This window comes from Chromobacterium sp. W521, from assembly GCF_052805975.1.
Genome location: NZ_JBRBAF010000006.1, coordinates 303,883 through 321,949 on the forward strand (window position 1 = coordinate 303,883; position 18,067 = coordinate 321,949).

Genomic DNA, 18,067 nt, shown 5'->3' on the forward strand with positions numbered 1-18,067 from the left:
GCCGCCCATGACCGGCACGCGGCGATCCGGTCCGCCGTCTGGCATCCAAGTCAGGGGAGAACATGGAAATCTATCAGTTGCGCACCTTTGTCACCGTCGCTCAGCAAGGGCACCTGACACAGGCCGCGGAATTGCTGCATCTGTCGCAGCCGGCGGTCACCGCGCAAATCAAGGCGCTGGAAGAAGAAGTGGGCATGCAGTTGTTCGAGCGCAGCGCGGGAGGCGTGTCGCTCACTCGCATCGGACAGGAGCTGTTGCCGCAGGCGCAGGCGATACTGGGCGCGGCCAGCGGCATCATCAATCATGCCAAACAATTGAAGGGTCAGTTGTCCGGCAAGGCGCGGATAGGCATCACGCTGACGCCGGACACGCTGAAAATCGGGCCTTGGGTGGCCGGTTTGGTGGAGCGCTATCCCTTGCTGGACATCCAACTGCGCCACGGGGTGACGGTGGATGTGCTGAACCTGGTCCGCAAGAAGGAGCTGGACGCGGGCTTCTACCTGGGCAAGAACCCTTATGTGAACGTCTCTACGGTCAAGTTGGCGGAATTGCCGTTCCGAATCGTTTTGCCCGCCGCCTGGGCGCCGCGTTTGGCCGGCGGTTTGAAGGAATTGGGCAAATTGCCGTGGATAGGCATTTCGCAATTCTCCAGCCTTTCCAAAATCACCGCGGAGTTGTGGCGGGAACTTAACATTTCGCCTAAGAAGGTAGCGGAGTGCGATCATCTCGACGCTATCCTGGAACTGGTGGCCTCTGGAGTGGGGGTGGCGCTGGCGCGGGAAGAGGCGGCGCAAGCCTGGCGGGACGCAGGCAGGTTGACAGTACTGCCGGATGTGCGCAAATTGGCTGAGTTGCAATTTGTTTACCCATCGGACCGGGGAGGCGATCCGGTGCTGGAAACCTTGTTGCAAGAATTGCTGCAAGTGTGGCGTTTGCCCGCTGTTGCGGCTTAGAACCTGTTTACGACGCTGCGCGTCTTTTTTCAGCCGCAACGCTTTGTCACCGTAAGCAGGCTCCTGAGGCGGTTGCCGCGCGAAAGCGCGCTGGCCGCCTGGTTTGACCGAAGGAGTGGCAATGACCCGTAGTTGGTTGATCGGCGCGATGGAGAGCTACCGCAACGCGGTGGAGCGCGGCCAGCAGCGCTTGTTGGAAGCGCAGCACGAAGCCTGTGTCGGCTGGTGGTCGGCTTTTGCGCCGGCTTATCCGATATCGCAGGGCGATCTGGAGCGCCGGCTGGATGACACCTTGTTGGTGGGCGCCAATCTGTTGCAAGCGCAAGCGGATACTCAGCGCGACTGGATGCTGCTGACCGAGCGCTGGCTGTCCGAGGTAAACCGCGATGTGCAGGCGCGTCTGGACGCGGCCAGCGACGACTCGCCATCGCTGCACCCTCTGCGGCATGCCTGGCAGGTGGGCAGCCTGTCCGGTTCCGCCTTGTCCAAGGTTTCACGCCAAGTGGGGCATTTCGCCGCCACCAGCCTGTCGTCCACGCCTTTGCGCGCCGCCTGCGACGCGCGGCGCGAGTGGAAGCGGCAGCGTTCCTGACTCCCGGCAAGTCCAAGCGTCGTATGCAATGCCTCAATACTTATTGAGGCATTGTCTTTTTGAGCCGGCCAGCGACTGCCGGCTTGGCGCTGCTCGTCAATCCAAGCTCCGGCTTTTACCTGATGATTTATTTAATTTTTAATATTAATTGTAATTTTATTTAAGATTTTAATTATTTGATTTTGCCGTTAAATTGCTGATTTATTGCTTTGTTTGTCCTTAGTGAAAACGTGGCGTTTTTTAAGATATATTCGGTTGGAAAGTGGGCGGCTTGGCTTTGGATCATCAATGGGTGGCGCCAATTTTTATGGAGCGGATTCATGGGGGCGGAAATGCGTGGCGTATTTAAACAATACTGGCTAGATCAAATAAAGGTGCCGGCTTTGTTGAATGTGAATTTGAAAGTGGCCGCAGCCAGATTCACCGTCTTGGCCGGCCCCTCCGGCAGCGGGAAAAGCACGATCCTGCATTTGCTGGGCGGCATGGATCGCCCCGACAGCGGGGATATCGTTATTGCTGGACAAAGCATAGCCGCCTTGAGTGATGACGAACTTAGCGATTTCCGCGCCCGCCATTTGGGTTTTGTGTTTCAAAGTTTCAACTTGCTGCCGGTGCTGTCCGCGCTGGAGAACGTGGAATACCCGCTGCACTTGCAAGGCGAATCGGCGGGGCGCCGTAAGGCGCGCGCGCTGGAGATGCTGGCCGAGGTGGGCTTGTTGAAACAGGCGGCGCATCGGCCCGGGCAGCTGTCCGGCGGTCAGCGTCAACGGGTGGCGATTGCGCGTGCGCTGGTGCACAAGCCGGCGCTGGTGTTGGCCGACGAACCCACCGCCAATCTGGACAGCGGCACCGGAGCCTCCATCCTGGCGCTGCTGCGGCGCTTGCAAGGCGAGCGCGGCGTGGCGGTGGTGTTCTCCTCGCACGATCCGCTGGTGATCGCGGCGGCGGACGAATGCTACCAAGTCCGTGACGGAAGAGTCCGCGCACTGGCGGAGGGGGAGGCGCTGGCATGAACGTCCTGCAACTGGCGTGGCGCAATCTGTTGCGCAACCGTCGGCGAACTTGGGCAAGCGTCCTGACCATGGCGGTGGGCATGGCGGGTGTGTTGTTGTTCGGCGGCTATCAGAGAGCGGTCCAGTACGGTTTGGAAACGGCTTTCGTTCGCGAGCTCGGCCATTTGCAGGTGCAGCACAGTGATTATTTGCAATACGGCAGCGGCAATCCGGCTGCCTATGGCATCCGCGACTATCGGCGCATCCAGCGCATGATCGAGTCGGATTCGGTATTGGCGGGCATGTTGGTGACAGTCACACCGACCCTGACCCTGGGCGGCATTGCCGGCTATTACGCTACCGGCGCGTCGCGCACGGTGTTGGCGCAAGGCAGCGAGCCGGCAGGCCAGGATCGTTTGCGGCGCTGGGACGCCCACGGCCTTCGGCAGGCGGCCAAGCCGATGGCCCTGACCGGCAGCAGCCCCAATGCGGTGGTATTGGGCAGCGGCGTTGCCAGAACCCTGGGGCTGTGCCTGTCCGGTGGCGACCGCGGCTGCACGGCGGCCGTTGTGGAGAGCGAGCGACTGCCGCCGGACCTGGCCGCCTTGACTGGGCCTGCGCGAACCGACGACGGCAAGCGGATCGAACTGCTGACGGCCACGGCTGCCGGCGCGCCCAATGTCGCCCGTTTGCAGGTGCTGGGGGTGGAGCGGCAGGGCGCTCGGGAGTGGGACGATGTCTATGTGGGCTTGCATTTGGCTCAGGCACAGCGGCTGCTGTATGGGGAGGGGGAGCCGATGGTGACGGCGATCCTGCTGCAGTTGAAGAACAGCGGGCAGATTGGGGCGGCGCGCCAGCGGCTGCAACAGTTGTTTCAATCCGGTCTGAGCGAGCAGCCGCTGACGGCGCACGATTTCGCCGCTCTGCAGCCGCTGTACCAGCGGATCGTTGACATGTTCGGCGCCATCTTCGGTTTTATGGCGACGCTCATTGCCAGCGTAACGCTGTTCACCACTGGGAACACCATGAATATGGCGGTGGTGGAGCGCACCCGCGAAATCGGCTCGCTGCGTTCCATCGGCGTGCGACGCAGCGGTATCCAGCGGCTGTTTCTATGCGAGGGCGCCTTGCTGGGGGCGATTGGAGGCCTGAGCGGCCTGCTGCTATCGCTGGGGCTGGCTTGGCTGATCAACCGCGCGGATCTGAGTTGGTTGCCTCCCGGAGTGGTGGAGCCCAGTCCGATTTTGATCAGGGTCTGGGGCGAGACGCGCATGGTGGCCGCGTGCATGGGAGGAGGAATGGCCGTGGCGCTGCTGTCGTCCTGGTGGCCGTCGCGCCGGGCGGCGCGTTGGAACATAGTAGACGCCTTGAGGCAGACCTGAGCCGGTATGGCGGAAGAGGGAGGGGAACGGAGCATGAAGTGCCCGCACATTTTGGGGGTGATCGCGCTTGTTTGGCTGGGGGAGGCCCAGGCGGCGCCGGACGCGCAGCAGATACTGGCCTGGAGCGACGAGGTGCGCAATCCCGGCAAGTCTTTCAGCCTGACGGTGGATTTGCTCAGCTACAAGCAAGGCAAGCCCAGCGACGCCAGCTCCTTGGTGTTGTATTCACGGGCCGATCCGCGGCGCGGCGAGTTTCGCAGCCTGTTGCGCTTTGTCAGCCCCAGCCGCGACGCGGGCAAATTGACCCTGAAAAGCGGCAAGGATTTATGGGTGTTTGACCCCGCGAGCCAGGCCAGCGTGCCGATTTCGCCGCAGCAGCGGCTGTTGGGCCAGGCGGCGAACGGCGATGTGGTGACAGTGAACTGGGCCCTGGACTATCTGGCCACGCTTGTGGCGGAGGAGACCGTGATCGATGGTGATCGCAAGCCGCGCGCCAGCTATAAGCTGCGGCTGAGTGCGCGGCGCTCGGATGTGACTTACCACGCCATTGAGCTATGGGTGGATCGTGACGGCTATCGCAGCCGCAAGGCACAGTTCTACGCCGCCAGCGGTGAGCTGCTGAAAACCGCTTATTACCGCGGTTATCGCCAGGCGCTGGGCCGGGACCGCCCCACGGAAACCGTCATCATCGACGGTCTTAATCCGCAGTGGGTGACGGTGATGCGCAAGAGCGGCTTCGCTTGGCACGAGGTGCCCGAGGCCTGGCTGCAGCGGGATTATCTGCCGCGCTTCAGGGTGGAGTGAGTGGCGCCGGCCATTCAAATCCGCAGTGGCGCGTCGCCGTCCTCGGCGTCCATGTTGTGCGGTTCGCCCACCAATAGCGGGTCCGCCGCTCTGGCGACGTGCGCGTCCTTGCCTGGGTAGTCCAGCCGGGACAGGAAGTGGCGGATGCAGTTGAGGCGCGCGCGCTTCTTGTCATCGGACTTCACCACCGTCCACGGCGCGTCGCCGGTATGGGTGTGGAAGAAGGTCGCTTCCTTGGCCGCGGTGTAGTCGTCCCATTTGTCCAGCGACTGTATGTCGATAGGCGACAGTTTCCAGTGTTTCAGCGGGTCATCGCGGCGCGAGATGAAGCGGCGCAGCTGCTCTTCGCGGCTGACCGAGAACCAGAACTTGAACAGGCGGATGCCGCTGTTGACCAGCATGCGTTCCAGTTGCGGCGTCTGGCGCATGAATTCCAGATACTCGTGCGGATGGCAAAAGCCCATGACCCGCTCCACTCCGGCGCGGTTGTACCAGGAGCGGTCGAAGAACACGATCTCGCCCGCGGTGGGCAGGTGTTCGATATAGCGTTGGAAGTACCACTGGCCGCGCTCGCGGTCCGAAGGCTTTTCCAGCGCCACCACGCGCGCGCCGCGCGGGTTCAGGTGTTCCATATAGCGTTTGATGGTGCCGCCCTTGCCGGCGGCGTCGCGGCCTTCGAACAGGATCACGATTTTCTGGCCGCTTTCTTTGACCCAGTTCTGCACTTTCAGCAGCTCGATCTGCAGCGCCTGTTTCTGCTGCTCGTACTCCGGGCGGCGCATCCGCGTGCGGTAAGGATAGCTGGCCGGCAGCTCGGCGCTGACGCTGTCCTCAGCGCTGCCCTGCGGCGCGGCGGCCACTTGCAAGGCCACCGGCTGTTGGCTGACGGTTTCGATGGCTTGCACCGATTCCTGGTGGGCGCGTTCCATATTGGTGCGGCGGTGGGCGGCGGCACGACGCGGCGGCGGCTTGACGGCCGGCGGATGTGCGTCGGCGACCGCTTCCGAGGGCAGGGGGGCTTGGGGCGGGGTTTTGTCTTGTGTCATGCAAGCTCCTTTGCGGGGGATAAAACCATGCTACTCCCATGGAAAACCGGTGTCGATGCGCATTGCTTGGCGTGGATGGCACGCATTTGGCGCCCGTCATGGGCGTTTTGTCGCAAGGCAAAGCTTTTTATGCCGATTTCATGCATATTGATGCCGTTGGATTTGAGCGATGGGGGGAGCTATGTGGGCGGTGGAGTTGAACGGGGTGTCGAAGAGTTATTGGATGGAACAGGTGCGCGTGCCGGCGCTGGCGGAGGTCAGCCTCAAAGTTTCCTCGGCGCGCTTCACCGTGCTGTCCGGCCAGTCCGGCAGCGGCAAGACCACTTTGCTGAACCTGATCGGCGGCATAGACCGCGCCGATGCCGGAAAGATCATGGTGGCGGATCAGGATTTGGGTGGCTTGAGCGACGACGCGCTCAGCGATTTTCGCGCGCGTCACATCGGTTTCATCTTCCAGAATTTCAATCTGATGCCGGTGCTGTCGGCGTTTGAGAACGTCGAGTACCCGTTGCAATTGCAGGGGGTGCCGGCGCGGCGGCGACGCGAGCGGGTATTGGAGATGCTGGCGGCGGTGGGATTGGCGGACAAGGCTGCGAACCGGCCCGGCCAGCTGTCCGGCGGTCAGCGCCAGCGGGTGGCGATTGCGCGCGCGCTGGTGCACGAGCCAGCCTTGGTGCTGGCAGACGAACCCACCGCCAATCTGGACAGCCAGACGGGGGCGTCCATTCTGGCCTTGTTGCGCCAATTGCAGCGCGAACGCCGGGTGGCGGTGGTGTTCTCCTCGCATGATCCGCAGGTGATCGCGGCGGCGGATGACCGCTACCTGGTCAGCGATGGCCGGGTCGGCGCGCTGAACGCAGAGGAGGCCTTGGCGTGAATACCTTGAAGCTGGCCTGGCGCAATCTGCTGCGTAATCGCCGCCGCACCTTGGCGACCTTGTCCACGATGATTATCGGCTTGGTGGCGGTATTGCTGTTCGGCGGTTACAACCGCACGGTGCAATATGGGCTGCAAACCGGCATGGTGCGCGCCGGCGGCCATCTGCAGGTGCAGCATCGGGATTATTTTCTGTACGGCAGCGGCAACCCCGCCGCTTATGGCATCCGCGATTACCGGACCGTGATGAGGCAGATCGAGAACGATCCGGTGCTGCGGCCGATGTTGACGGTGGTAACCCCCACGTTGAGCTTGGGCGGCATTGCCGGCCATTACGCGGCCGGCGCCTCTCGAACGGTGATCGCCCGCGGCAGCGAAGTGGACGCGCAGAACCGGTTGCGGCGCTGGGACGATTATGGCTTCAACGATAAGCGCAAACCGGTGGCGCTGACCGGCACCGCGCCGAACGCGGCGGTGATCGGCACCGGCGTGGCGCGAGTGCTGCAATTGTGCGCGGCGTTCAAGCTCAAGGATTGCGCGCCGCCGCCGGTTCCGGCCGGCGGCGACGATTTGCCGGCCGATCTGGCGGCCTTGTCCGCGGCGGTGCCGCCGGCCGGCGGCCGCGACGATCAGATCGAGCTTTTGGCCGCCACCGCCGCCGGCGCGCCCAATGTGGCCCGCTTGCAAGTGGCCAAGGTGGAGAGCCAAGGCATCAAGGAGCTGGACGATATGTATGTCGGCCTGCATCTGCGCCAGGCTCAGCAGCTGGTGTACGGCCAGGGCGAGCCGATGGCCACCGCCATCGTGCTGCAGCTCAGGCACACCGCGCAGATTCCGGCGGCCGAGGCGCGTTTGCGCCAGCTGTTCGCCACCCGCTTGCGCGGCCAGCCGCTGGCGGCGCACGACTTTGCCACGCTGCAGCCGCAATACGGCCAAATCACCGGCATGTTCGGCACCATTTTCGGCTTTCTGGCGGTGTTGATCGCCTGCGTGGCGCTGTTCACCATAGGCAACACCATGAATATGGTGGTGCTGGAGCGGACAGTGGAGATCGGCACTCTGCGAGCGATAGGGTTGCGCCGCCGCGGCATCCAGCGGCTGTTCCTGTGCGAGGGCTGTCTGTTAGGCCTTGGCGGCGGGGTGCTGGGCATCGCGCTGGCGCTGTTGCTCGCCTGGCTGATCAATCACGCCGGGCTGACCTGGCTGCCGCCGGGGCAGGTGGACCCCAGCCCCATCCTGGTGCGGGTATGGGGCGAGTGGCGGATGATGGCGGTGACCGCCGGCGGTTTGATGGCAATGGCGCTGCTATCGTCGTGGTGGCCGGCGCGGCGCGCGGCCGCGGCTAATATAGTGGAGGCTTTGCGTCATGCGTGACAGGCTTGTAATTTTCAAGAGAGTGAGAACGGTACGCTGGGCCGCGTTGAGCGTTGCCTTGTGGGCGGCGACGACGCTGGCGGCGCCCGACGCGCAGACCATCCTGGCCAATAGCGACGCGGTGCGCAATCCGGAGCGCTCCTTCGGGCTGGTGGTGTCCTTGGTCAGTTATAAGGACGGCAAGCAGAACGAGGCCAGCGCGCTGGCGGTGTATTCGCGCGCCGATCCGAAAAGCGGCCAGTTCCGCAGCCTGCTGCGTTTCATCAATCCCAAGCGGGACGCCGGCAAGCTGATGCTCAAAAGCGGCAACGACCTGTGGTTTTTCGATCCGGCGAGCAAGGCCAGCGTGCCGATTTCGCCGCAGCAGCGGCTGCTGGGCCAGGCGGCCAACGGCGACGTGGTCACTGTCAACCTGGCGCTGGATTATCAAGCGGTGCTGGCCGGCGAGGAGACGATACAGGACGGGGACCGCCAGACGCGGCTTTGCTACAAGCTGCGGCTCAGCGCGCGCAATCCCGGCGTCACCTACCACGCGATTGATCTGTGGGTGGACCGCGATGGCTATCGCAGCCGCAAGGCGCAATTCTACGCAGAGAGCGGAAGCCTGCTGAAGACCGCGTACTACCGCGCGTATCAGCCAGTGTTGGGACGAGAGCGCCCGACGGAAACCGTGATCATAGACGGCCTCAATCCGCGCTGGATAACGGTGTTGCGCAACAGCCAGTTCGCTTGGCGCGAGGTGCCGGAAGCTTGGTTGCAACGCGACTATCTGCCGCGTTTTCGGGCCGAATGACGATGCGGAAGCTGGCGCTTGGGTGGTTGCTGCTGGCGTGCGCGGCCGCGCGGGGCGCCGACGCGCCGCTGGACGAGGAAGCGTTGCGCTTGGCCGATCAAACCCGGATGGAGGAAGAGAAGCCGCGTGATCTGAAGCTTCAACTGGAGGCGTCCGCGTTGTCGCCGCGGCCGGGAGACGATAGCCAGCGGCTGTCTTTCGATTTGCGCTGGGACGGCCGCCTGAGCCCGGCCTGGCGCGGCGTGCTGGCCAACCGGCTGGATTGGCGCTTCGCCGGCTCGCCGCAGCGGGACCACGGCGTCAATACCCTGAAAGAGGCCTATCTGAGCCGCGAGTTCGGCGTCGACGCGATGCTGGACTTGGGGCGCGTCAATACCCGCTACGGCGTGGCCGTGGGCTACAACCCCACTGATTTTCTCGGCGCCGGCACCGTGCGCTCGGTGGTGTCGGCGGACCCGGACAGCCTGCGTCAGAACCGTCTCGGCAACGCCATGTTGCGCTGGCAGCGGCTGTGGGATCGGGCTTCCTTGACCGCGATCTGGTCGCCAAAGCTGGGTTCGGGGCCTAATCCGGACGGCGCCAGCCTGGACTGGGGCGCCAGCAATCCCCGACAGCGGCTGCTGCTGGCCGGCAGCTATCGCTTCGCTGAAAACCTGAATCCGCAATGGCTGTTGCTGCAAGAGCAAGGCCGTTCTCCGCAACTGGGCTTCAATGTGTCGCGCGTGCTTGGCGACGCCACCGTGGTCTATCTGGAATGGGCCGGCGGGCGGCAGCAGACTACTTGGAGGCAAAGCCTGGGGCTGCCGGATTCTGCTTGGCGCGATCGTCTGGCCGGCGGCCTGACCTGGACCGGCGCCAACAAACTGAGCCTGACCTTGGAGGGGCAGCAGGACGGCGCTGCGCCGGATGGCGATGAATGGCGCGCGCTGCGCGAGAAGCCGGCGCTCTATGGCGCTTATCGGGCTGGAGTCGGCGCAAGCGGCGGCCTGCCCACCCGGCGCGCCGCCTTGCTGCGAGCGCATTGGCAGGATGCGCTGGTGGATGACCTGGATCTGACCGCGATGCGCAGTTTCGACCTGGTGGATCATAGCGGCATGAATTGGGCCGAGGTCCGCTATCATCTGGGCGCGGCGGACCTGGCCTTGCAGTGGCAGCGTTTTGACGGAGCGCCGGACAGCCGTTACGGCGCGAGCCCGGCGCGGCGGGTCTGGCAATTGCTGGTCGACTACTTTTACTGAGGTCGTGAGCCGGCTTGGAGGCGGCTGTCGCGGCGCGGATCGCATGGCGAGCGGCGGGGAAACAAACCATAGTGATGATGAGGCGGAGAGACGCTGCTTGTCGTCGAAACGATCCTGAACAGAGGGGGTGGGCATGGGCATGAGCACGGTGGCCGCGTTGCAAACGTATCTGCGTTCTTGGAACGCGGCGGGCTGCCTGCACGGCGTGGCCGCCGTCTGCCTGGCCGACGGCGAGCGGGTGGCGGTGGCCGGCGGCATGGCCGATCCGGGTTTGGCGGTGGCCAACGAGCCGGACACGGTGTTTCGCATCGGCTCGTTGAGCAAGAGCTTTACCGCCGCCGCGGTACTGCAGCAGGTGGCACAGGGGCGGCTGGAGCTGAGCGACAGCCTGGAGCGGTTTTTTCCCGACTTTCCCAATGCGGCGGGCATCAGCCTGCATCAATTGCTGAATCACAGCGCCGGCACCGCCAACTTCACCAGCGCGGCGGAGTATTGGCCGACGCGGATGCGGTTGGCGCATCGGCCGCAGGAACTGCTTGATTGGGCGCACGCTTTGCCGCCGGCTTGCCCGCCCGGCATTGCCCACGCATACAGCAATACCGGCTATTTATTATTGGCGGCCATTGTGGAGCGGGTGGCGGATCAGGATTTCTCCAGCTATCGGCAGCAGTACCTGTTTCGGCCGCTGGGTCTGGAGCGCACTTTCGTCGACGATGGCCGCGTCATTCTGCCGCAGGCCGCGCGCGGCCTGCATCCCGGAGCGCCGTGGCGCTACGCGGAGCCAATGGACATGTCGGTGGCGTGGGGCGTCTACGATCTGGCCTCCAGCGCGGGTGATCTGTGCCGTTGGCTGGAGGCGCTGCAGCGGGGCGAGGCCTTGCCGGCCAGGCTGGCCGCGCTGATGCTGGATGTGAGCGCTTTGGAGTACGCCTACGGGTTTTACGGGGAGGACTGGGTGCTGGCCGGCCGCCAGTTGCGGCTGGCCCAGCACTTTGGCGACGTCAACGGCTTTTTCTCCTTCATGAGCGTCTTGCCCGGCGGGGGCGGCGTGGTGGTGTTGGCCAATGCCTTCGGCTCGCCGGTGGAGCGCCTGGGACGGGATTTGGCCCGCATCGCCAGCGGAGAGGAGTGGGAAGCCTTGCCGGCGCCGGGGCGGCAGCAGCCGGACGAGCAGTTGTTCGTTCCGGGGCGTTATGAGAGTGGAGATGGCGCTTGGCTGGAGTTGTTTTACAACGAGCACGGCTGCTATGCGCGCAGCCCGCGCCGCTACGGCGTGCCAATCGCCTATCCGCTGACCGTGGAGGCGCAGACGCCGCAACTGGCGCGCAGCGCCGTGCTGCCGGAGACTCTGTTGATTGAGGGCGGAACGCTGCAATGGCGCGATGCCGAGGGGGAGACCAGACGCTTGCGTCGGCAGTAGGCGGTTTGTCCTGCGTAGGGGGCATGGTCTATCGTGAGAACTGACAAAACCAAGCCAGCTTTCGAGTCGAGGCCCAGAATTGACGGATTTAAAACAAGAGGCGGGAAAAGCTCTATTCCGGGCTTTCCTCGCCTCCCTGCCATGGCGCGCGTGGGGGGTGGGGGTTCTGGTGCCCTTGCTGGCCTTGGCCGCGCAGTGGCGGTTTTGGGACTGGATCCACCCATACGTCTGGTTCCTGTTCTATCCAGCGGTCTTCGTATCCGCCATGCTGGGCGGGCTGACCGGCGGTCTGGTCGCCACCGTCTTGTCGACTTTGCTGGTCTGGTATCTGTTCATGCCCCCACAGTGGAGCTTCGTCATTATCCGGACGTCCGATGCCGCCTCCATTGCCTTGTTCGCCTTGTGCGGCTTGATGTTTAGCCTGTTCAGCCAGCGTCTCATCAGTCGCCGCTCGCGATGGGCGGAGAATGAACTGGCGCGCCAGCAAGCTTTATTGCACGCCATCATCAACAACTCCACCGCGGTCATCTTCGTCAAGGACATGCATGGCCGCTATCTGCTGGTCAATCAACGCTATCCCGATTTGTTCCATATCAGCGTAGAGGCCATGCGCGGTCTGCGCGACGAGGACTTGTTCCCGCCCGATGTGGTGGCCAAGTTGCGCGAGGCCGATCTGGAAGTGCTGAACACCGGTCAGGCGCGCGAATACGAGGAAACCGTGCCGCACGACGATGGCCCGCATACTTACTTGGTGTACAAATTTCCCTTGTTCGACGCCGAGGGGCGCGCCTACGCGGTGTGCGGCATCGCGTCGGACATCAGCGCGCGCAAGCGCGCCGAAGCGGAGCAGGGGAAGCGCGAGCAATTGCTGCAGGAAATGAGCGCCATCGCCCGGGTGGGCGGCTGGTGGTTTGATCCCGCAAGCGGGGACTGCGGCTGGACCTCGGAAGTGGCCCGCATCCATGACCTGCCGGCGGATGCTCCGGCCAACACCTGCATTGGGTTGGATTTTTTCCATGGGGAGGATCGCCGGCGGATAGAGGAAGCGGTGCGCCGCGTCGTGACGGAGGCGGAGCCCTATGATCTGGAGCTGCAATTGCTCAGCGCCACTGGCCGGCGCAAGTGGGTGAGAGTGTCCGGGAGACCGGTGTTGGCGGGCGGGAAGGTAGTGTCGGTGCGGGGCGCAATGCAGGACGTGTCCGACCGAAAAGCCATGGAAACCGCTCTGTTGGAAAGCGAGGAAAGACTATCGCTGTTCATCGAACACGCCCCGGCGGCGCTGGCGATGTTCGATCGCAATATGCGTTATCTGGCGGCCAGCCGTCGCTGGCTGGACGATTACCAACTGGACGGCCAGGACATCATCGGCCGATCCCACTACGAGGTATTCCCGGAGATCCCCGACGCTTGGCGGGAAATTCATCGCCGGGCGCTGGCCGGGGAGGTGGTGCGCGAAGAGGAAGACCGCTTTCTGCGTCAGAACGGCGCGGCGCAGTGGCTGTGTTGGGAAGTGCGGCCATGGCACGCGCGAGACGGCGCCATCGGCGGCATTGTGATCTTCACCGAGGACATCTCCGCGCGCAAATCCGTTGAAGAAGAGCGTCACCAGTTGGCGGAGGCGCTGGATCAGTCGGCGCAGCCGGTGGTGATGACCGATGCATCCAAGAATATCCTGTACGTCAACGCCGCGTTTGGCGAATTGATGGGGTATTCGATTGGCGAACTGCTGGGCACCTCGATCTCACGCTTTATTCCGGACGATCCGGTTAGCCGGGAGGAGCGGGCGGCGCTGGAGCAGCAGGTGAAACAGCAGGGCCGCTGGACCGGCGAGCAGGCGCGCGTCGCCAGCAACGGCGAAATCATTCCGGTTTACGCCTGCGTCACCGCCATGCACGATCTGTCCGGCACGTTCTGCGGCTTTTTCGGCACCTATAACGATTTGCGGCCGCTGCGCGAAAAAACCCAGGCCTTGGCCAGCGCCGAAGCGCGCTATCGCAGCGTGTTGGATCATGCCGCCGATGCCGTGTTGGTGGCGGATGCGGAGGGGCGCTATCAATACGCCAACCTGCAGGCCTGTCAGTTGCTGGGTTATGACGAGCCGGAAATCCTGGCGATGCGGGTGGGCGATTTCAGCGCGGGCTCCGCGGCGGATAATGCGCAGTCTTTGTTCCAGCGCTTGCTGTCCAACGAGCAGTTGAGCGCCGAGATGCTGCTGCGGCGCAAGGACGGCGCCGAGGTGCCGGTGGAGGTGAACGCGATCCGCCTGCCGGATGGCGGCGTCTACGGCGCTTTCCGCGACATTACCTTGCGGCGGCAGGCGGCGGAGCGGATTCGCCAGCTGTCCATGGCGGTGGAGCAGAGTCCGGAGAGCATCGTCATCACCGATCTGGAAACGCGAATTGAATACGTCAACGAAGCGTTTGTCCGCAATACCGGTTACAGCCGGGAAGAGGTGATGGGGCAGACGCCCAATCTGCTCAAGTCCGGCCTGACTCCAGCGGACACCTATGCGGAGCTGTGGAGCGCGCTGCGGGCCGGTCAGCCATGGAAAGGCGAGCTGTTCAACCGGCGCAAGGACGGCAGCGATTACGTCGACTTCGCCCACATCTCGCCTATCCGTCAACCGGACGGCAGGATCAGTCATTACCTGTCCTTGCAAGAGGATATCACCCAGAAAAAGCGGCTGGCCATGGAGCTGGATCAGCACCGTCATCACCTGGAAGAACTGGTGGCGGTGCGCACCGCGGAGGTGCGCGCCACCAGCGCCAAGCTGCAAACCACCCAGTTCGCCATGGACAGCGTGGGCATCGGCATCCACTGGGTGGATGCGGCGAGCGGACGGCTGATCTACGTCAACCGTTACGCGGCGGAGCTGCTGGGCTACGGCGTCGATGAGATGTTGAGGCTGAACGTATCGGACATCGTGCCCAATACCACGCCCGAAATCTACGCGCACACCGTGGAGCGCCTGCGGCAGCAAAGCCGGGCGCAGTTCGAAACCCAGCAACGAACCCGGGACGGGCGGCTGGTGGCAGTGGAAATGACGGCGTACTACCTGCCGGACAGGCCGGGAGGCTCGGACAAAATCATCGGCTTCGTCACCGACATCACCCGGCGCAAGGAGACCGAGCAGGCCCTGGTGCGCGCCAAGGAAGACGCGGAGGCGGCCAATCTGGCCAAGAGCGCCTTCGTCGCCAATATGAGCCATGAAATCCGCACGCCCTTGAACGCCATCATTGGTTTCACCCATTTGCTGATGCGCACCCAGCCGCGGCCGGAGCAGCAGGCCAAGCTGGAAAAAGTGCTGGTGGCCAGCGGGCATCTGCTTGGCATCATCAACGACATTCTGGACCTGTCCAAGATCGAAGCCGGCAAGTTGTCGCTGGAGCGGACCGACTTTTCCATCGGCGCGCTGTTCGATCATGTGCGTTCTCTGATCGACGAGCCGGCGCAGGCCAAGGGTTTGCGCGTGGAGATCGATTACGCCGGCGTGTCGCCGTGTCTGCGTGGCGATTCCACCCGCTTGCGCCAGGCTTTGCTCAATTACGCGGGCAACGCGGTCAAATTCACCGAGCGGGGAACGATCACCATGCGTGCGCGGCTGTTGCGGAGCGAGGGCGAGCGCCTGCTGCTGCGTTTCGAGGTGCGCGACACCGGCATCGGCATTCCCGCCGACAAACTGGCCAGCCTGTTTCAGGCGTTTCAGCAGGCGGACGATTCCACCACCCGCAAATACGGCGGCACCGGCCTGGGTTTGGCGATTACCCAGCGCCTGGCCGCATTGATGGGCGGCGAAGTGGGCGCGGAAAGCCAAGAGGGGCACGGCAGCGTGTTTTGGCTGACCGCCTGGCTGACGGAGGGGGACAGCGTTGCCGCCGAGCCGGCTAGCGTGGAGCCTGACAAGGTTGAGGCCGAATTACGGCTGCGCGCGGACGCGAGGGTGCTGGTAGTGGAGGACGACCTCATCAATCAGGAAGTGGCGCTCTGGCTGTTGGACAGCGTTGGTCTGAAGGCCGAGCTGGCGCGCAACGGCCGGGAGGCCGTGGAGCGCGCCGCCGCCGGAGTATACGATCTGGTGCTGATGGACGTGCAGATGCCGGAACTGGACGGATTGGAGGCGACGCGTCGGATCCGGGCTTTGCCGCGCTGGGAGCACATCCCTATCCTGGGCATGACCGCCAACGCTTTCGAAGAGGACCGCCAACGCTGTCTGGCTGCCGGCATGAATGACTTCGTGGCAAAGCCGGTGGACCCGGAGCAACTGTTCGGATTGCTGTTGAAATGGCTGCCGTCGCTTGCGCAGCCTGGGATCATGCCGCCCGATCCGCCGCCGGTCGCCGGGCGACGCGAGCAGTTGATGGGCCTGCCCGGTGTGGATCTGGCGGCGGGCCTGCGCACCGTTGGGAACGATCTGGAGCGTTTTGAACGTTTGCTGCGCAAGTTCGCGGACCTTCATCGCCACGACGCGGCCAAGTTGGAGGACGCGGCGCGCGCGGAAGAAAGCGAGGAGGCGTGCCGCATCGCCCACTCGCTGAAAGGGGCCGCAGGGTCCTTGGGGCTGATCCGCGTTCAGGCCGAGGCCGCCGCGCTGGAAGCCGCTTTGAGACAAGGGCGGGCCGAAGACGCGACCCCGGCCCGCATCCAGACCTTGGGCCGCGAACTGACCGCCTTGTGCGCGGCATTGGACGCATTGCCGGCTATGGCATAAGCGAGGCATGTTCTCGACTTTTAATGCAACTTGACGCTGCTTATTGAGTCAATCAATAGCATGAAGTCATCATTTTCCGATGACTGGCGGGCCAGCCCGGCTGCCGGTCGGGCGCGAAGAGCCAGCCTGGCCCCGATGCATCGAGGACGCGGAAGGTTTCACTAAATGAATATCCCTTTAGGCATTATCGAAGGCTTCTACGGCAAGCCATGGAATTGGGCGCAGCGCGAGCTGTTGGTCACCACGCTGGCGGCGCACGGCTATCGTTTCTATCTGTACGCGCCGAAAGCGGACGCGTATCTGCGCCGCGAGTGGCAACAGGACTACCCGGCGGAGCAGGAGGCGCGGTTAGCGGCGTTCGCCGTTCATTGCCAGCGGCAGGAAGTCAGCTTCGGCATGGGGCTCAGCCCCTACGAAGCGTATCTGAACTTCAACGACGAGGCCCGCCGGGCGCTGGCGCGCAAGCTGGAGCAAATGCAGCGCATCGGCATCCGCCAATTGGCCATCCTGTTCGACGATATGCGCGGCGATCTGCCTGATCTGGCGGAGCGCCAGGCGGAGATCGTCGCCTGGGTGCGCCAGCGCTGCGAAGTGGAACGCTTGCTGGTTTGCCCCAGCTACTACTCCAGCGACCCGGTACTGGACCGGGTGTTCGGCCAGCGTCCCGCCGGTTATCTGCAGCAACTGGGCCAGTGGCTGGCGCCGGACATCGACATTTTCTGGACCGGCGAGGAGGTGTGCTCCCGTGAAATCTCGCCTGGACATTTGCTGCAAGTGGGCAAATGGCTGGGCCGCAAGCCGGTGCTGTGGGACAACTACCCGGTGAACGACGGCGCGCGGATGTCGCAATACCTGCATGTGCGCGGTTTCACCGGCCGGTCCGCGGCCAACGCCGAGCTGCTGGCCGCGCACGGGATCAATCCGGCGCAGCAAGCCGCGCTCAGCCTGATTCCCGCGTTGACGCTGGCGGACAGCTACAGGCTGGGGCCGCGCTATCAATACGGCGCTTCGATGCGCCGCGCCGCTCAGGTGGTGGCCGGGGAGGAGCTGGCCGACATGTTGTGGCGGGATTTGCTGACCTTGCAAGACGTGGGGCTGGATCAGCTGGGCGAGCGCGCCGTAGCGCTGCGCGCGCGTTACGCGGCGGTGGATCATCCCTGCGCGCGGGAGGTGGTGGCCTGGCTGGATGGAGAGTATCGGATCAGCGAGCTTGAGGTGCAGACTCAGTAGGAAGGCTACTTTGCGTTACATGCCTTTACAACTGACTCACAGACGGGGGCGAGCCGGGACGCCTAGGATACGCAGCAAGGAAACACCAAAGCCCCGGCGTCACGGCAGCACTTGAGCAGACGGACGCCCCCCTGACCCGACTGGAGAATGTCACCATGAAAAAACTGAGCCTGATCGTACTGTCCGCCGCTTTCGCCCTGAGCTCCGCCGCCGGCTTCGCCGCCGAAGCCGCCAAGCCGGCTTCCGCCCCGGTTGCCAAAGCCGCGCCCGCCGCCAAGAAAGCGCAGCACAAGGCTGTGAAGAAGCACGCTTCCGCCCCGGCGCAGAAAGCGCAAGCCGCCAAGGCGGAAGCCTCCGCCCCGGCCAAGGCCGCCAAGAAGCCGGCTCAGCACAAGAAGCACGCCGCCAAGAAAGCCCACAAGCAGGCTGCTTCGGCTCCGGCTCAAAAGGCTCAAGCCGCCAAGGCGGAAGCCTCCGCTCCGGCCAAGGCCGCCAAGAAGCCGGCTCAGCACAAGCAGCACGCCGCCAAGAAAACCCACAAGAAAGCCGCGGCTTCCGCAGCCAAGTAAGCTGAAGAACGAGGGCGCGCGCAGCGCGGCCCAAACGGGGATGAAGGGAGGCCGAGGCCTCCCTTTTTTGCGTGCTTAGAAGCTGTTTAC

Annotated in this window: 14 protein-coding genes; 13 read left to right on the forward strand and 1 reads right to left on the reverse strand. The window is 64.0% G+C overall.

Annotated elements, in window-relative coordinates; all coding sequences use genetic code 11:
• Nucleotides 1-62 precede the first annotated feature (62 nt).
• The 5 genes from ACUXV1_RS11810 (at nt 63) to ACUXV1_RS11830 (ending at nt 4,723) form a co-directional block, all read left to right on the forward strand.
• Entirely contained in the window at nt 63-953 is an 891-nt protein-coding gene (locus tag ACUXV1_RS11810) for a LysR family transcriptional regulator (RefSeq protein WP_019104525.1), read from the forward strand.
• Nucleotides 954-1,074: 121 nt separating this feature from the next.
• On the forward strand, nt 1,075-1,545 hold the full coding sequence (locus ACUXV1_RS11815; protein ID WP_019104524.1) for a hypothetical protein: 471 nt from the start codon (nt 1,075-1,077) through the stop codon (nt 1,543-1,545).
• A 392-nt stretch (nt 1,546-1,937) separates the two neighbouring features.
• Complete coding sequence (locus tag ACUXV1_RS11820; protein ID WP_232060604.1) at nt 1,938-2,558, forward strand: ABC transporter ATP-binding protein; 621 nt, start codon at nt 1,938-1,940, stop codon at nt 2,556-2,558.
• Nucleotides 2,555-3,919: an ABC transporter permease gene (locus ACUXV1_RS11825; protein WP_446015475.1), complete on the forward strand. Its 1,365-nt coding sequence runs from the start codon at nt 2,555-2,557 to the stop codon at nt 3,917-3,919. Before ACUXV1_RS11820 ends, ACUXV1_RS11825 begins: the two co-directional genes overlap by 4 nt.
• A 33-nt stretch (nt 3,920-3,952) precedes the next feature.
• Nucleotides 3,953-4,723, forward strand: a complete 771-nt coding sequence (locus tag ACUXV1_RS11830; RefSeq protein ID WP_446015476.1) for an outer membrane lipoprotein-sorting protein — start codon at nt 3,953-3,955, stop codon at nt 4,721-4,723.
• A 14-nt stretch (nt 4,724-4,737) separates the two neighbouring features.
• On the opposite strand, the gene ppk2 is transcribed toward ACUXV1_RS11830, so the two are convergent.
• Nucleotides 4,738-5,589, reverse strand: a complete 852-nt coding sequence (ppk2, locus tag ACUXV1_RS11835; protein ID WP_203391094.1) for a polyphosphate kinase 2 — start codon at nt 5,587-5,589, stop codon at nt 4,738-4,740.
• 349 nt (nt 5,590-5,938) lie between these two features.
• On the opposite strand from ppk2, the gene ACUXV1_RS11840 reads away from it, so the two are divergent.
• From ACUXV1_RS11840 to ACUXV1_RS11875, 8 genes are all read left to right on the forward strand, one after another.
• The gene (locus ACUXV1_RS11840) at nt 5,939-6,646 is read left to right on the forward strand and encodes an ABC transporter ATP-binding protein (protein WP_231138219.1); all 708 of its coding nucleotides are present in this window, start codon (nt 5,939-5,941) and stop codon (nt 6,644-6,646) included.
• Nucleotides 6,643-8,019 carry an ABC transporter permease gene (locus ACUXV1_RS11845; RefSeq protein WP_446015477.1) on the forward strand — a complete coding sequence of 459 codons (1,377 nt, stop codon included), beginning with the start codon at nt 6,643-6,645 and terminating at the stop codon, nt 8,017-8,019. The genes ACUXV1_RS11840 and ACUXV1_RS11845 overlap by 4 nt, the downstream gene beginning before the upstream one ends.
• Entirely contained in the window at nt 8,012-8,812 is an 801-nt protein-coding gene (locus ACUXV1_RS11850) for an outer membrane lipoprotein-sorting protein (protein ID WP_446015478.1), read from the forward strand. Before ACUXV1_RS11845 ends, ACUXV1_RS11850 begins: the two co-directional genes overlap by 8 nt.
• Nucleotides 8,813-8,814: 2 nt before the next feature.
• On the forward strand, nt 8,815-10,050 hold the full coding sequence (locus tag ACUXV1_RS11855) for a hypothetical protein (RefSeq protein WP_446015479.1): 1,236 nt from the start codon (nt 8,815-8,817) through the stop codon (nt 10,048-10,050).
• 133 nt (nt 10,051-10,183) lie between these two features.
• On the forward strand, nt 10,184-11,470 hold the full coding sequence (locus tag ACUXV1_RS11860; RefSeq protein WP_446015480.1) for a serine hydrolase domain-containing protein: 1,287 nt from the start codon (nt 10,184-10,186) through the stop codon (nt 11,468-11,470).
• A gap of 157 nt (nt 11,471-11,627) precedes the next feature.
• Complete coding sequence (locus tag ACUXV1_RS11865; protein ID WP_446015481.1) at nt 11,628-16,178, forward strand: PAS domain S-box protein; 4,551 nt, start codon at nt 11,628-11,630, stop codon at nt 16,176-16,178.
• A 165-nt stretch (nt 16,179-16,343) separates the two neighbouring features.
• Nucleotides 16,344-17,408, forward strand: coding sequence for a beta-N-acetylglucosaminidase domain-containing protein (locus ACUXV1_RS11870; protein ID WP_446015482.1), 1,065 nt, complete (start codon nt 16,344-16,346; stop codon nt 17,406-17,408).
• Between the two features lie 155 nt (nt 17,409-17,563).
• Nucleotides 17,564-17,977, forward strand: coding sequence for a hypothetical protein (locus tag ACUXV1_RS11875; RefSeq protein WP_043633721.1), 414 nt, complete (start codon nt 17,564-17,566; stop codon nt 17,975-17,977).
• Nucleotides 17,978-18,067 lie beyond the last annotated feature (90 nt).